This is a genomic window from Dyadobacter crusticola DSM 16708, from assembly GCF_000701505.1.
GTDB lineage: Bacteria > Bacteroidota > Bacteroidia > Cytophagales > Spirosomataceae > Dyadobacter > Dyadobacter crusticola.
Genome location: NZ_JNJB01000004.1, coordinates 491,465 through 507,197, shown reverse-complemented (window position 1 = coordinate 507,197; position 15,733 = coordinate 491,465). Strand labels below are relative to the sequence as shown.

The following is a 15,733-nucleotide window of genomic DNA, read 5'->3' as shown; positions in this document are numbered from 1 at the left end:
GCGTTTTTGGAAAATATTATAATTCATATCGGGGTTTTTTAACGATTTTGTAAATGTCGTTATTTCTGTTAAAATCAGTCTGTTGTTATATAAATGTTAACATAACTATCTATTTGTTAACTTTTTTGTATAATTACCTTGAACATCTTTTAACTTTTATAATCGGCACGACCCTTCTATACGCAGCTGCTCAAAAGAATAGATCTAAATAGTAATTTCAAGTTTGGGCTGGATTGATCTTAGGCTCAGCAAGTTCCAATGCACCATTTCTGATTGTATTATTCTAATATTTACTACAAATTTAAACCCTTATGTCACCAAAGGTAATGTTAGTCGGCGGGACGCTACTGTTTGGGCACATTGCGCTTTCGCAGCCAATTGCTGCCGTTAAAATCGATCAGAAAGCACAGTCGCTGGAAAAGAAGCTTTCGGAATGGCGGCGGGATTTTCACCAGAACCCTGAACTGGGAAACCGGGAATTTAAAACAGCTGAAAAAGTAGCAAATCATCTCAAACAGCTGGGGATTGAAGTAAAAACTGGTGTGGCCCATACAGGCGTAGTCGGCATTCTCAAAGGAGGGAAGCCAGGCCCGGTAGTAGCTCTGCGGGCCGATATGGATGCACTGCCAGTTACCGAGCGGGTAGATGTACCTTTTAAATCAACGGTAACTGCGGAGTTCAATGGGCAGAAAACGGGCGTAATGCATGCCTGTGGACACGATACGCACGTCGCTATACTCATGGGCGTCGCCGAAGTGCTGGCATCGATGAAAAGTGATTTGCCGGGTACTGTCAAGTTTATCTTTCAACCAGCCGAAGAAGGAGCGCCCGAAGGGGAAGAGGGTGGCGCCGAGCTGATGATCAAGGAAGGTGTTCTCGAAAATCCCAAAGTCGACGCCATTTTCGGACTTCACATTGACTCTAAAATCGAAGTCGGTAAAATAGGATATAAGCCGGGGCCGACGATGGCAGCAGTTGATATATTGAATATTGATGTTACAGGAAAACAAACTCACGGCGCTTATCCCTGGTCGGGCGTGGATCCGATTGTTACCTCGGCCCAAATCATCAATGCTTTGCAAACCATTGTGAGCCGCAACCTCAACCTTACGCAGGCGCCGGCGGTAGTCACTATTGGAATGATCAATGGCGGGATCCGGCAGAATATTATTCCGGAATCTGTGAAAATGGTTGGAACAATCCGCACTTTCGATGAAAGTATGCATCAATACGTTCACAAGCGGATCAATGACATTGCTACCCATGTAGCAGAGAGCGCGGGCGCAAAGGCGGAGGTCAAGATCGATATTCTCTATCCCGTCACGGTCAACGATATTCCACTCACCGAGAAAATGATCGGAACTTTAGAAAATGTTGCCGGGAAAGAGAATGTAAGTCTTATTCCGGCAAAGACCGGCGCAGAAGACTTTTCATACTTCCAGCAAAAGGTACCTGGCCTGTTTTTCTTCCTTGGCGGAATGCCTAAAGGAAAGAATGTGGAGGAAGCCGCGCCGCACCATACGCCCGATTTCTACCTTGACGAAGGCAGCCTTGTACTCGGCGTGCGGTCTCTTACCCGGCTCACAACCGATTACATGCAGGCAAGCACCGCGAAGCAGTCCAAAAAATAGCTTATTCAGGAATATTCTTCCTCACCTGATCGAAAAGCAGGCTGGGGAAGAATCTTTTTAGGTAAATCGCCGCTACCTCTTTCAGTCCGCCGATATAAATTTCCTTTTTGTCTTTCCTGACCGCATTCAGGATCTTTCTCGCACATTCATCGGCAGGTATCCCATTCGCCTGATTGGAATCCATTTTACCAAATTTCCCGCCAGACTCATTCAATGCATTAAGCGAAATATTTGTACGGATATATCCGGGGCACACCGTAGTAACTTTAATGTTATCCTGATATCCCTCGGCACGAAGTGAGTCGTAAAAGCCATGCAATGCATGTTTTGCTGCATTATAGCCCGAACGCATTATTGTACCGATTTTCCCGGCCACACTGCTGATCACAATAAAGTGCCCGCTTTTCTGATTTGTCATAAACGGCAGCACAGCCTTCGTAAGCGCAACCGTGCTGAAAAAGTCGATCTCCATGATCTTTTTATACACATCCATGTCTGTGTCTTTGATATAAGATCGCTGGCTCACACCTGCATTGTGCACCATGATGTCAATGCGATGGAAATGATCGATTACTTGCCGGGCTGCCGCAGCAGCTTTGTCCAGCTCGGTAACGTCCATGGGTAACACCAGCACAGCATTATCGGGCAGGTCGGTAGCCTTTTTCACCCGCTCCAACTCTTCTCTTCTTCGCGAAGTCAGAACCAGGAGAGCACCCGCGCGGGCGAATTCCATGGCCAGCGCTTCTCCAATACCTGAGCTCGCGCCTGTGATCCAGACCACCTTATTTTTGAAAAAATCCATAATTTAAATTGAAGTTGGGACAGGCAGGAATTGCAAACGGGCTGTTTCGGAAGTTACATTCAATTGGGCAGGCATTCCCACGCCCATTGCCCGGTTGTCGCCCACGTGGCCAACAGGAAAATTGAAACATACCGGATAATTATACTCCGCGATATGCTCGTGAATGATCTCATTCGCATCTTTCCCGAATGTAGGCGCGCTATTGTCTTTCATATCTGTAAACTGTCCAACAACCAGCCCGGCCAGCCCTTCCAATTTTCCTGCTCTTTTCATCTGGATCACCATTCTGTCCAGGTTATAGAGGTACTCGTTAATGTCTTCTATAAAAAGGATTTTACCTGTAAAGTCGATTTCAGTTTTGGTGCCGATCAGGTGGTTAAGAATGCAGAGGTTTCCGCCTACCACCGGCGCAGTAACTTTCCCTGTTTTGTTGAGATGATATGCATCTACGGAGTATTCAGGAAGTTCTCCAAACAGAAATTGTCTCAGAGATTCTTCTGCCTTCTCGCTCCCGTAAGTAGTGATCGACTTCGCCATTGGCGCATGCAGACTGGCGTATCCTAATTGATATACCTGCGAAAGAAGTACGGTCAGGTCACTGAATCCGACGATCCATTTTGGATGTTGTAAAAATCGGTCGAAATTCAACCCGTCCACAATACGTGAACAGCCATACCCGCCACGCGCTGCGATAATTGCATTGATGCCTGGATCATCGAGCATTCTCTGCAAATCATTCCTGCGGATTTCATCACTGGCAGAAAACTGGTTGAATGCAGTCTTCAAAGTTTCGCCCTCTGTCACTTTCAGGCCCCATTTGTTTGTAAAAATGTCAATGCCGCCGAGGATATCATCATACCTGATCACACTGGCTGGGGCAACAATACCGATTCGGTCACCGGGTTGCAGGAATGGAGGGAGTTTAATTTGGTTCATTGAAATAGCCACATAAAAGGACAACTATCCTTCTAAATGTTAAAGCATTAGATTTTGTATTTGATTAGGAGTAGTGACCTCTGAGCGAAAGAATGTAAAACTGTGTCATCAATCACTTCGTAAACAATGCGATGCTCGTGCGTAATTCGTCTGGACCAGCATCCTGCCAAGTTATGCTTCAATGGTTCAGGTTTGCCTATTCCCTCAAAAGGTGACTCTTGAATAGATTCAATAAGAGCTCTCAGCTTTTTCAGAACAGGAATATTCTTCGTTTTTTGCCAATAGGCCAGATCATTTTGAGCGTCAATGGAATACTCTATTTCCATATATCGTCCAAAGCAATTTTTACTGTTTTGCCTTCTCTAACCTGCTGTCTGCTACTTTCAATCTTAGCAACAAATTCGGGATTATAGGGCTGTTCTTGCTCTTCTTTAAACGATACATGGAAGTCTTCCAACAGCGCTTTAACGGCTTTTACAACTTCTTGATTTTCCGTAGTAATTGTTAGTGTCGTCATTTTGCAGAATGCGTTATTAGATAATAACGAAGTTAACTAAATAAATATCACGTCATCAACCAAATCACTCTTCATCTCCCTGTTGATCAGCTCGATAATCTTGCTTTTGGCGCGGAGAAGTTCGTTCCGTAGCGGGGCGGATTCTATTTGCAGGAAAAGTGTCCGTTCGTGAATGTAGACTTTCTGAGTGCGTGTCGCAATTGCCGATCCCATAATTTTATCCCAATGCGCTACCACGTACGACTGGTCAAAACGGGTACGAATCCGGTATTTTTCAAGCATCTGATCGATAGCATCTTTCAGCGGCGTGACGCCCGGGCGCCGCGATGCTTTTTCTTTGTCAAACCGATAGTGTTGTGCCATGTTATGCAGAGGTGAGTAGTACAAATATAGGAATAGAAAAGCCCTGCTGCCAGCCCAGGTACCTACTTTCTTAGCAGCTCCTGGTACACCACATCCATGATCGCAGTCCGTATATTCAATGTCGATATTTTGCTGTTTTCCCTTGTGGGATAAACCCGGTTTGATAGAAAAACATAGTTCAGGTTCCAGGCAGGATCAGCCCACGTCATAATTCCGGTGTAGCCGGTATGTCCGAAGCTTGACGGACTTGCGTACTTCGGTGCATTGCCTGAGTACTTGAATGTAGGCTTATCAAAACCAATCCCGCGGCGGCTGCCTGTTTCCGGATACTGGTATCTCGTAAATTCAATCAGCGCGTCCTTGCTAAGCAGCTGCTGGCCGCCGTAGTAGCCTTGTTGCAGATACATTTGCCAAACCTTCATCACGTCATTCGCGTCCCCGAAAAGCCCCGCGTGGCCGCTCAATCCGCCGAGCATAGCTGCGGCTTCATCGTGAACCTGGCCATGCAGCTGTGTCATCCTGAAAAACGTATCCTTTTCGGTAGGCACAATATCTTCTAGTTTGTAATAGCGTTTCGGGTTGAAAGTCAATGTGTTTGCGCCCAGTTTGTGGTAGTAGTGATTTTTCAGGTAATCCTCAAAATTCTCACCTGATAGGGTTTTAACAATCTGCGGGTACAGTATGAAAGACAAATCACTGTACACATAACCTTCTTTCTCATTCAAAGGAGAGTCGCGGATCGATCTGAATATCGTTTTGTCATAATCTTTAAAAATAAAAAGACTGTCACCCACCACCGAAATCGGGTACCGCGCTGACTGCTTTGTGCTGAAAGTCTTCTTTTTCCAGCTTCCGTTCGCATTCTGAGCCTCTTTCCAAAGGACAATAAATGCTTTCAGACGCGCGCTGTGCGTTAGTACCTTTCTCCATTCCAGGTCTGCCTTGTTAGACTTTGCAAAATCAGGCAGATAATCTTTCATCGTAGCGTCCAGATCAAATTTCTTCTGGTCCCAAAGACTCATCAATGCGAGTGTTGAAGCGGTGATTTTGGTTACTGAAGCCAGGTCGTAGAGATCATTCAGCTTTACATTCGCATTGCCTTCGTAAGTATGCCTTCCGTAGGCTTTTCTGAAAAATACTTTTCCGTCCTTCGCCAGCTGTACCACGCAGCCCGGCGTCGCCTTCTCCGTGATCGCCAGGTTCGCAATGGAATCAATTTTATAGGTTATTATTTTCGAATCCATTCCCAGCTCTTCCGGGATTGTGTACTTCAATCTGCCAATTGCCGGCGTTTCGATACCTGCATTATATGGGAATTGTGTGTTCACAGTTACCGGCAATTTGCCGCTCGCCGGTATCGCACCAAAAATCAGCTGGGCCGAAATGTCCTGCGTATATGGGGTCAGCTGATAAGCCATTACCAATGCTTTTGCATTCGCTGCTTTTTCTATCTTATTCAAAGAGTACGGATTGCCGAAAACGGACACAACTGCCTTGTTAGTCGCGATCAGCTCCTGCAAAACCGCATTCATGGGTTCAGTCAGACCATAGTTGGTCTTCGGAGAGATGCTTCCCAAATGCACACCTACCAGCAGCAGGTTATAGTTTTTCAGATTAGCTTTCACAGCAGCAATCTGTGCGTCAGTTGCTTTGGCAGGAACAAAGAAATGGTCCACCGTCGTATAAAGCCCGAGCGTTTTCTGGAAAGTGGTGATGGTATCTGCACCGAGCGAAATGGAAGCGATTTTCAATGTATCCAGATCCCGCAGCGGCAGCAGGTTGTTGTCGTTTTTCAGAACTGTTAATGCTTTCTCGGTCAATAATCTGTTGATCAGCTCGGCAGACTTCGGGTTCAGATCTTCATATAGATTATTCATATCGACTGGCTTGTAGCGGTCGAGTCCGGCCCAGGCTTTTGCCATTAAAACCTTCTTGCACCGCGCATCGATTTCCTCCTGCGAGATCCGCCCTTCCGCAATGCTTTTCTTGATCTCGGCAATAGATTTATTCACATCTTCGGTAAATTCCAGAATATCCATTCCCGCTTCGAGCCCCATTGCATCGGCTTTTCCATCAGGGAAATACTTGGTAACTCCCTTCATATTCATCGCGTCGGAATAGATCAGCCCGTCGAAACCGAGCTGTTTTCTCAGGATATCTGTCACGATTGGCTTGGATAATGTCGAAGGCAGGTTTGGGGTTTTGTCCAAAGCAGGAATACTCAAATGCGCAATCATGATCCCGCTGATCCCATTGCTGATCAATGCTTTAAACGGGTACATTTCAAGTGAATCAATGCGGTTTACGTCATGTGCAATTAGAGGGAGGTCAAAATGGGAATCAACCCCTGTGTCCCCGTGGCCGGGAAAATGCTTTGCGCTGGTGAGCAACCCGTTGTCCTGCATTCCCTTCATATAAGCCACCGCCTTGTCTGCTACCTTGAATTTGTTTTCACCAAAGGAGCGAAAGCTGATCACCGGATTATCGGGGTTGTTGTTCACATCGGCTACGGGCGCGAAATTAATGTGCATACCCAGCCTTTTTGCCTGTCTGGCCAGCTGAGCGCCCATTTCGTAGATCAGGACGTTGTTGCCCTGGATTGCGCCGAGTGTCATTTGATAAGGGTAACGAACCGTGCTGTCAATGCGCATTGCCAGTCCGAACTCCGCATCCATTGCGACCAGCAGCGGCACTTTGGAAATAGATTGATAGTGGTTTGTCAGCCTGGCCTGCGGTACCGGCCCGCCCTGGAAGAACACGATCCCGCCCACTTTATTTTCACGGATCAGTTTTTCAACCATCTCCGGGCTACTCGCCTTCGGATCGATCAATGCTCTTTTCACATCCGATACCGCCGGGATCATGATCAGCTGAGCGATCCTTTCGTCAGGAGTCAGCGAAGCGAACACAGAGTCGACCCACTGCCGGGACTTGAGAGGAAGGTTTTTGTTTAAGAATGCCGGAGAGGTAGTTAACTGTGCATTCGCGAGAAAGCTGTTGAGAAGCAGGAAAAGAGAAAAGTGAGGCAGGAATTTCATTACAAGGATTTAATGTATGCTATGTTTAAATTCTGTTGAAGCTATTTTAATGCTACACATATGTTCTTACGCTTTGTCACCCTGAGCGCAGTCGAAGGGAAGAGCGATAACGCATGCTCTTCGACTGCGCTCAGGGTGACAAAAGTAGGTGAACAGTGCTTTTAGTTTTTCTCAATTAACTCTTTCAACATTGCCATCATCTCCTCTTTCTCTTTCAGCCTTCGCTCATACAAGGCGATCTTTTCCTCATGATATTGGATGATCTTATCAATAGGTTGATGAAATGTCGGATAAATATTCACCCCATTTGACTGGTCGTGATTGTTAAAGGTATTAGTGATAATATTGATAGCCTTTTCTTCTTCGAAATGTTGAATCGCCTCGGCTGGTATTTTGAGGACTGCGGCTACCTGATTTAAAATGTTTGCGTCAATCTTCTCTTTTTGTTCAAGAAGTGAAACTTTCTGCTGGTTCCAATCTTCGCCTAGCTGAAATGCAAAGGCATCTTGCTTGATACCCAACATTTCGCGGAAGCGTTTGAGGTTGCGTCCCTCGTGGATCTTCGAATTTGAAGTAGTATGTGTCATAAAGAAATGAAGTCTAGTGAATAGGCAATTTAGGGAAAAAAGGCTGCATTCCTTAAAACAACAAACCCAAAACCAATCCCCCCAGAATGATAAGGTAGGAAGGTACTCTGGCGAAGGTAAGTATCAGCAGGGTGGCGAGCACGGTAACGAGTGGCTGCCAGTCGTTCATCATCGGTTGGAAGAGCGAAATGGCGGCTGCGATCGTTAGCCCGCAGCTGGCCGAATGTATGCCTTCCAGCGAGGCGCGGATCCCCCGGTACTTTTTGAGCTGGTTCCAGAATGGATAGGCGAAGAAAATGAAAAATGTACCCGGCAAGAAAATACCCGCGGTAGCCACAAACCCGCCCACGATCTGCCCAAAAACTCCGTGCGATTGCAGCGACATACTTCCCACAAAAGTAGCGATCGAGAACACGGGCCCCGGTACCACCTGCGTCAGCGCCATTCCAGCCAGAAACTCCTGCTCGCTCAGGTAACTTTTGAATCCGACAAACTCATTATAAAGAATGGGGACAAGCACTTGGCCGCCGCCAAAAACAAGACTTCCGTTCCGGTAAAAGTTTTCGAAAAGCCGCACCGGCAGCGAATTTGTGATTTTACCTATCAGGGCCGCTGCGACCAGCACCGAGATCCAGAAAATGATCGGTCGCCATTTGATGCGGATAGGCGCTTTCTCCATTTTCTCGTGCTTCTTGAAGTTCAGCGAAGCGGCCACGCCGCCGAGCACGATCAGCAGGGGCGTCATGTAAGGAGACGGGTACAAGTAAGCCAGTATCGTGGAGATGATCAGAAAAGTCCAGCCCTGCCTGTTATGGACTACTTTTCGTGCGATCGCAGAAGCGCCGTACATCAGGAACGCGACTGCCATTGGCCCCACAAAGCGCGTGAAATTGAGCGAAATAGACTGCTTTTCAAGATAATGAATGCCGATTGCTGCCGCAGTCATGAACACCATTGCCGGTATCGACCACACAATCAGCGTCAGATAGGCGAGGGGTTGGCCGCCAATTTTCAGGCCAATAGCAGTAACCGTCTGCGTGGAGCTTGGTCCGGGTAGTACCTGGCAAAGTGCCTGTAATTCAAGCAGTTCTTCTTCTGTAATGTACCTTCTTTTGCGTACCAGCCGCTCGATCATCATCATCAGGTGCACCTGCGGCCCACCGAATGCAGTAAGCGAGAGCAAGAGGATATCCATCAGGTAAATGATGTATCTGAAACGGCGGATGGGTGGGGGAGCCAAGTTGGTTGCTGCAATTATTTTTTCAAACCCAGTTCCCTCAGGCGCTCATCCAAAAATTCGCCTGCCGTCATATTGGTGTACAATTTGGGGTTTTCCGTCGTGACACAGCTTTCCAGGCTCGTCAGGTCCATATCTGCTCTCGGGTGCATGAAAAAGGGTATAGAATACCTTGATGTGCCCATTTTCTCCCGCGGCGGATTGACTACCCGGTGAATAGTTGATTTCAGTTTATGGTTGGTCAGCCGGTCGAGCATATCGCCTACATTCACCACGATCTGGTCGGGTAGGGCAGTGATCGCGATCCATTCTCCGTCGCGGCGCAGCACTTCCAAACCTTCCGCGCTGGCGCCCATTAACAATGTAATCAGGTTAATATCCCCGTGTGCCGCGGCCCTTACTGCGCCTTCCGGTACCAGCTCGGGGTTGGGAATAGGGAAGTAATGCAATGCACGCAGGAGACTGTCGCCATTTTTAACTTTATCTTCAAAATAGTCTTCGTCCAAATTCAGGTAAATGGCAATCGCACGTAAAAGCGTTTTTCCCGTATTTTCAAAAGTCTTGTAGACTTCGAGCGTGTATTTTTCAAAATCAGGAAAACCCTCCGGAAACACATTGGAGGGCATATTCCCGATAGGCTCCGGCTGACCAACGTGATAAAACTCTTTCAGGTCGGCTACCTTAAAGCCTTTTGCTGTTTCTTTTCCTTTACTAATGTACCCGCGTTGACCGAAAAGGTTAGGGAATTCGTATTTTCTCTTAATCTCGTCTGGCTGTCTGAAAAACTCCTGCACTGCGGCATACAATTTTTCGCGCAGTTCGTCGCTCAGTCCGTGGTTTTTAATGGCGACAAAACCGATGTTCGTGAAAGCGGCGCCAAGGTCAGCGACAAACTGTGCTTTTTGCCCGGGATTTCCGGAAGTGAAATCGGCCAAATCCAGCGAAGGGACTTGATTTAACAATGCAGGTTCCATATTGTCCATTTTTGTGCAAAGTATAAAACTATCGCTGAACTTGGCAAGCTGATCATCCAACATATCGGTGCTTGCAGATCGGATATGTTGTACACAGGCTTGGTGTGTTTAATATAATTGTTATAATTTTAATTAAAATTTTGCTACTCAGCTATGACACATACACTACCGGAAACCGAACTATGGGAGCGTTTCGTTTCTGGCGACCAGCAGGCATTCAGTCAGCTGTATGACCGTTTTTCCGACAGTCTTTTTGCATTCGGAATGCGCTATACTGCTGACGATGATCTGGTAAAGGATTGTATCCACGACCTTTTCATTGACCTTCATAGTTACCGGAGTGGCTTGTCGCAGGAAGTGAATGTGAAATTTTACATGCTGAAATCCTTCCGGAGGAAGCTGTATGCGGCACATCGAAAAGCAACCCGGCTACGCCTGGACAGCTGGAATGCAGAGGATACTTTTGGGATGAATGCATTTTCGTTCAGTATAGAACAGGAAATAATTATGGATGAAGGACAGCGGGAGCTGATGCAGCAGCTCGCCTCTGAAATGAACCAACTTCCCGAGCGTCAGCGGGAGATACTTTACCTGCGGTACAACCAAAATCTCGATTACGATCAGATAGCGGCTGTGATGCAGATTTCGGTGCCAACATGCCGCACATTCATTTACCGCGCATTGAAGCAGCTCCGCGGAAAGCTGGAATTCGGCTCTATTCTCCTGATTTTCTGCTGGCAGTAACTTTCCTCCAACTTTTTATAAAAATAAATCATTTTCCAAGTCTATATCCTGTCGAAATCCTTCTCTTGTATGTCAAACAAGTTTGCGCATGAAGAGAAGACTACCCAGGAAAGCAAAATCGGAAAATCCTGAACTTCCGGAATTATCAGCGGAGGATCAGAAAACAGCAGAGTCAACGCGCCAGCTGATGCAGCATATCCGTCACGAAAGCCTCCAGCTTTCGGAGAAAACTTACTTGTGGACCCGGGTCGAGGAGAGCATCCAGCAGAAGAGGCATGTAAGAATAAACAGGTTGTGGTACTCAGTTGCTGCATCCGTTGCCGTTGCGCTTATTTCGACGCTCGGGTATTTCAGTCTGAACAGAGGCGCGGGCGCTGCAATGCAGAAAGTAGCCGCGGCAGCTGCCGTTGATTCGGAAGCGACGCGGCTCGTTCTGGCAGATCAGAGAATGATCAGTTTGGAAAAACAAAACTCCTCGCTGACTTACGGAAAAAATGGAAGCCTGATCCGCGTCGATTCTGTCACCGCGATTGACCAGCAGGTTTCGGGACAGGAATTCAATACTTTGATCGTGCCCTATGGAAAGCGTTCCGTGATTACATTAACGGACGGTACCAGGATCTGGGTCAACTCGGGATCGAAGCTCGTGTACCCCGCGCAGTTTACCGGCAAAGATCGCGAGGTATATCTCGAAGGCCAGGCTTACTTTTCGGTGACGCACGCGGAGGATAAGCCGTTTTTTGTACATACTAAAAACATGAAAGTCCAGGTTTTCGGGACAGAGTTCGATGTGAGCGCATACGGCGACGATCCGCAGGCGTCGACGGTACTCGTGAATGGCAGCATTGAACTTACTGCTAACCAGCAATCCATCTTCAAAGCCAAAAAACGCAGGCTGCAACCTGGAATGCGCGCAGTTTACGATCCTGGAAATACTTCCCTCAACGTGGAGCAGGTGAATGTAATGGAATATGTTTCATGGAAAGACGGCTACTTGCTCAACCGACGCGCTCCGCTGGGTGAAATCCTAAAAAAGCTGTCGCGCTATTATAAGGTGGATATTGAATTGGCCGAAACAGACAGCAGGCTGAAAACCTTTTCAGGATCGCTGGATTTGCAGGAAGATATTACCCACGTACTGGACATTGTGTCGGCCGCCACAGCACTCGAATATCATCAAACGGAAAGGAGGTTTGTACTAGGGAAAAGCACTATTACCCAATAAAAAACGGAAGACGCGGCAACGTCTTCCGATCGATTACACTTGCCGGCAAGCAAGTGATTTCTAACTCATGTATCACAAAAGTTGAATCAAATTTATGAAAAAATTTGACCTTTCAGGGCATTGCCCTTTGGGAGTGCTGTGCTCCCGGAAATTGCTGACTATTATGAAATTGACTATACTGCTGCTCTGGGTTGCAATGATGAGCGTGCACGCGACAGGTTATGCGCAAAAAAACAGAATGGATGTAAAAATCCGCAATGGAAGCCTGACCACCCTGTTCAATGAGATCCAGGATAAAACAGATTACCGGATCTTTTATAGCGACGATCTTTTCGCCGGAAAGAAGGAAGCTTCTTTGAATCTCGATGTAAAAAACGAGACAGTCCCTTCCATTCTGAACAAGGCGCTGAAAGGATCGGGGCTGGCTTACAAAATCATCGGGAAACAGATTGCGGTGTTCAAGAAGGAAGACCAACCCGGCCAGACGCTTATTCGAACAATGTCGGCGGAAGCCCCGGTAGCCGTCGCGACGATCAGAGAAATTACTGGTACCATTCAGGATACCAAGGGATTGGCGCTCGCCGGGGCGACTGTGATAGTAAAGGGTACTGATAAAGGTACCTCCACGGATGCGAACGGGAAATTCACGATTGAAGCCGAACAGGGTGATGTGCTCGTGATTTCCTTTATCGGATTCCTTGGAAAAGAACAGGTGATAGATGCACAAACTTCATTCAACATACAATTGCAGGAAGACCTGGGCGGGTTAGAGGAAGTGGTGATTGTGGGTTTCGGTTCGCAGCGGAAAGCGACCATTACCGGCTCCATTGCGACCATTACTACCGAAGATCTGAAACAAAGTCCCACAGCCAGCATTACCAATGCACTGGCTGGAAGACTTCCCGGTCTTTTTGCAAACCAATTCGGCGGCGGAGAGCCAGGGGTTGACCGAAGTGAGATTTTCATCCGTGGTACCGCCACTTACGGAAATCAATCGCCGATCGTGATCATCGATGGTCTGGAAAGAAGTATGGATTACCTGGCACCTTCTGAAATTGAGACATTTACGATCCTGAAAGATGCGAGCGCAACAGCTCCGTACGGGGTTAGGGGGGCGAACGGGGTAATCCTGATCACCACCCGGCGCGGGAAAGTGCAGGACAAGGCCACTGTCAATTTCAAAGCTTCGGTGGGTGTAAACCAACCCGTGAAATTCCCGACTTACCTGGGCTCGGCCGACTATGCAATGTTATATAATGAAGCCAGAAGAAATGATAATCCCGACGCGGATCCGTCTACATTAAACCTTTTCTCGGAAGCCTCCATTGCAAACTGGCGTAAGGCAAAAGGGGACAATTCAGACGGGCTCGGTTACAATTGGAATTATTTCGACTATGCATTCAAGCCTGGTGTGCAGCATGATTACAGTTTATCTATTAGCGGTGGATCTTTGAGGGCCAGATATTTTGTTCTGGCCAACTATTTTCAGCAGGATGGTAACTACAAGCACACCGATTTGAGCACCAACAGCACGCAGGCTGTTTTCAAGCGTTACAATTTCCGGTCAAATATCGACATTGATATCACAGATAACTTTTACGCCAAGCTCGATATCGGTGCCCGCATTACCGACCGCAACGCACCAGGTACCACTGCGGCGAGAATTGTGGAGCTCGCTAATACGCAGCCTTCCTATCTGCCGATTATCGTTGAGCCAAATGATGACCCCGCAAACCGTGTTTTCGCAGCCAATAATCCGCTGGGTATGCTCTACGGAGATCAGATTTACAGGTTCAACATTCTCGGAGAATTAAGCCGGACAGGTTTCTTGAATGAGAAAAACACTTATCTGAACGGTTCATTCTCGCTGGGCCACAAGCTTAATTTCATTACCGAAGGATTATCGATCGACGGAATGTTTTCCTACGACGCAAGTGACGGCGGCTGGATCAACCGGCGGGTGAATACCTACTCGGAAGGTTATCGTGAATACCCCGGTTATGCGACGTTTGTGCCTGCTGACGGGAGTGACGTATATCGTACACCGGGACGCTATACCGGTGCTTACAAATCGGGGAATAAATACGATATCGACCAGACGATCGGGAATGGATATGATAACAAAGACAATGAAAGCCGCACGTACATTCAGGCGAAAATCGATTACATGCGAAACTTTGGCTTGCACAATGTAACCGGGATGATTTTGGGCAACAGGTCGCGCCGGATTATCAACAACCAGGTTCCATTCAGCTACCAGGGAGTTACCGCCCGTGCCACTTACGGTTACGACGACCGCTATCTGCTGGAATTCAATGCGGCTTACAATGGATCGGAGAATTTTGCGAAAGGAAAGCGCTATGGGTTTTTTCCGTCAGTTTCGGCTGGTTGGGTTTTGTCAAAAGAGAAATTCCTGACCAGCTCTCAAAGCTGGCTGAACAACCTGAAAATACGTGGTTCTTACGGCTTGGTAGGAAGTGACCGGGTTCCTAATGACAAGCGCTTTATTTACCTGCAATACTTCGGTGGAAGGGGTGGAGATTACAATTTCGGAACTGATAATTTTGGCTCAGGAGCGGGCGGATTTTTGTCCGAAGGCGATCTCGCCAATCCTGATCTGACCTGGGAAAAAGCCAGAAAAGCCAACATCGGTATCGACGCTACTCTTCTGAAACATCTCACATTCACCCTCGACCTGTTCCACGAGCACCGGTACGACATTATCACGGATATGGGTGGAGGCAACAAGCTTGGTTTTCCGGATATTGTCGGAAAGAATGCGCCTTATCTGAACTCGGGAATAGTTAACAACAAAGGTTTCGATATGGAAATCGGCTGGACCGGTAGCATAGGTAAGAATGCGACTTATTTCATCAGGCCAAATCTTTCATTTGCCCGAAATAAGATCGTGTTCATGAACGAAATTCCCTATGCTAATGCAGGCCGGGCAAACACGGGAAAACGGATCAACGAACATTTCAACTATATCTTCGACCATTTTGTAGGTAATCAGGAGGAGGCGGATGCATTGAATGCAATGAACCAGGGGAGCGGCTACCAGTCCTGGGGTACGCTGCGGCCTGGCGATGTGGTTTACAAAGACCTGAATGGCGACGGGCGCATTGACGACCTGGGTGACAGGCAAGCTGCAGGAAATCCGCGCAACCCGGAAATTATGTTCGGTTTGCCAGTAGGAGGCAGGTACAAAAACTTCGATTTCAGTATGTTGTTCCAGGGCGCGACCCGGGCTTCGGTACAGCTTTCCGGCGCGGCGGTTTACGATTTTCCTTTGTTCAGCCAGGATAAGTACGGAAAAGTAAAACCAATGCACCTGAACCGCTGGACACCGGAAACAGCTTCAACTGCGACTTATCCTGCGCTGCATTTCGGAGATCACAGCAACAACAAGAATGCGAACAGTAGCTTGTTTTTGTATGATTCCAAATACGTGAGGCTGAAAACGATTGAATTGGGCTACAATCTGCCGAGGCCAACCATCAAGAAAATCGGTCTTGACCAGGTGCGTTTTTACGTGCAGGGAATGAACCTGCTAACGTGGGACGGGCTGGGTGATGTAGATATGGATCCTGAAACCCGTGAAGGTACCGGTGACTGGTACCCGATCCAGAAGGTAGTGAATTTTGGTGTTGACATTTCATTCTGATTATTCCTGAAAACT

Annotated in this window: 13 protein-coding genes; 4 read left to right on the top strand and 9 right to left on the bottom strand. The window is 47.4% G+C overall.

Features of this window, described 5'->3' with window-relative positions; all coding sequences use genetic code 11:
* Nucleotides 1-311: 311 nt before the first annotated feature.
* Nucleotides 312-1,631 (top strand): amidohydrolase, encoded by a 1,320-nt coding sequence (locus Q369_RS0105690; RefSeq protein ID WP_031526846.1) that lies wholly within the window; start codon nucleotides 312-314, stop codon nucleotides 1,629-1,631.
* 1 nt (nucleotide 1,632) lies between these two features.
* On the opposite strand, the gene Q369_RS0105685 is transcribed toward Q369_RS0105690, so the two are convergent.
* The 9 genes from Q369_RS0105685 to Q369_RS0105645 all read right to left on the bottom strand — a co-directional run bounded on the left by Q369_RS0105685 (nucleotide 1,633) and on the right by Q369_RS0105645 (nucleotide 10,085).
* Nucleotides 1,633-2,433 carry an SDR family oxidoreductase gene (locus Q369_RS0105685; protein ID WP_031526845.1) on the bottom strand — a complete coding sequence of 267 codons (801 nt, stop codon included), beginning with the start codon at nucleotides 2,431-2,433 and terminating at the stop codon, nucleotides 1,633-1,635.
* A gap of 3 nt (nucleotides 2,434-2,436) precedes the next feature.
* Nucleotides 2,437-3,369 (bottom strand): S66 peptidase family protein, encoded by a 933-nt coding sequence (locus Q369_RS0105680; protein WP_031526844.1) that lies wholly within the window; start codon nucleotides 3,367-3,369, stop codon nucleotides 2,437-2,439.
* A gap of 47 nt (nucleotides 3,370-3,416) precedes the next feature.
* Entirely contained in the window at nucleotides 3,417-3,695 is a 279-nt protein-coding gene (locus Q369_RS0105675; protein WP_031526843.1) for a Txe/YoeB family addiction module toxin, read from the bottom strand.
* On the bottom strand, nucleotides 3,686-3,886 hold the full coding sequence (locus tag Q369_RS0105670; RefSeq protein WP_031526842.1) for a DUF2683 family protein: 201 nt from the start codon (nucleotides 3,884-3,886) through the stop codon (nucleotides 3,686-3,688). Before Q369_RS0105670 ends, Q369_RS0105675 begins: the two co-directional genes overlap by 10 nt.
* A gap of 36 nt (nucleotides 3,887-3,922) precedes the next feature.
* Nucleotides 3,923-4,249: a DciA family protein gene (locus Q369_RS0105665; RefSeq protein ID WP_031526841.1), complete on the bottom strand. Its 327-nt coding sequence runs from the start codon at nucleotides 4,247-4,249 to the stop codon at nucleotides 3,923-3,925.
* A 62-nt stretch (nucleotides 4,250-4,311) separates the two neighbouring features.
* Nucleotides 4,312-7,287 carry a serine hydrolase domain-containing protein gene (locus Q369_RS0105660; RefSeq protein WP_031526840.1) on the bottom strand — a complete coding sequence of 992 codons (2,976 nt, stop codon included), beginning with the start codon at nucleotides 7,285-7,287 and terminating at the stop codon, nucleotides 4,312-4,314.
* Between the two features lie 161 nt (nucleotides 7,288-7,448).
* A complete protein-coding gene (locus tag Q369_RS0105655; protein WP_031526839.1) occupies nucleotides 7,449-7,874 on the bottom strand; it encodes a helix-turn-helix domain-containing protein in 426 nt (141 codons plus the stop codon).
* Nucleotides 7,875-7,926: 52 nt separating this feature from the next.
* Nucleotides 7,927-9,069 (bottom strand): chromate efflux transporter, encoded by a 1,143-nt coding sequence (gene chrA / locus Q369_RS0105650; protein ID WP_051663927.1) that lies wholly within the window; start codon nucleotides 9,067-9,069, stop codon nucleotides 7,927-7,929.
* Nucleotides 9,070-9,128: 59 nt separating this feature from the next.
* Complete coding sequence (locus Q369_RS0105645) at nucleotides 9,129-10,085, bottom strand: isopenicillin N synthase family dioxygenase (protein ID WP_031526837.1); 957 nt, start codon at nucleotides 10,083-10,085, stop codon at nucleotides 9,129-9,131.
* Nucleotides 10,086-10,238: 153 nt separating this feature from the next.
* On the opposite strand from Q369_RS0105645, the gene Q369_RS0105640 reads away from it, so the two are divergent.
* The 3 genes from Q369_RS0105640 to Q369_RS0105630 all read left to right on the top strand — a co-directional run bounded on the left by Q369_RS0105640 (nucleotide 10,239) and on the right by Q369_RS0105630 (nucleotide 15,718).
* Nucleotides 10,239-10,829 carry an RNA polymerase sigma factor gene (locus tag Q369_RS0105640; RefSeq protein ID WP_031526836.1) on the top strand — a complete coding sequence of 197 codons (591 nt, stop codon included), beginning with the start codon at nucleotides 10,239-10,241 and terminating at the stop codon, nucleotides 10,827-10,829.
* A gap of 88 nt (nucleotides 10,830-10,917) precedes the next feature.
* Complete coding sequence (locus tag Q369_RS0105635; protein WP_031526835.1) at nucleotides 10,918-12,054, top strand: FecR family protein; 1,137 nt, start codon at nucleotides 10,918-10,920, stop codon at nucleotides 12,052-12,054.
* Between the two features lie 163 nt (nucleotides 12,055-12,217).
* A complete protein-coding gene (locus Q369_RS0105630; RefSeq protein WP_229206741.1) occupies nucleotides 12,218-15,718 on the top strand; it encodes a TonB-dependent receptor in 3,501 nt (1,166 codons plus the stop codon).
* Nucleotides 15,719-15,733 lie beyond the last annotated feature (15 nt).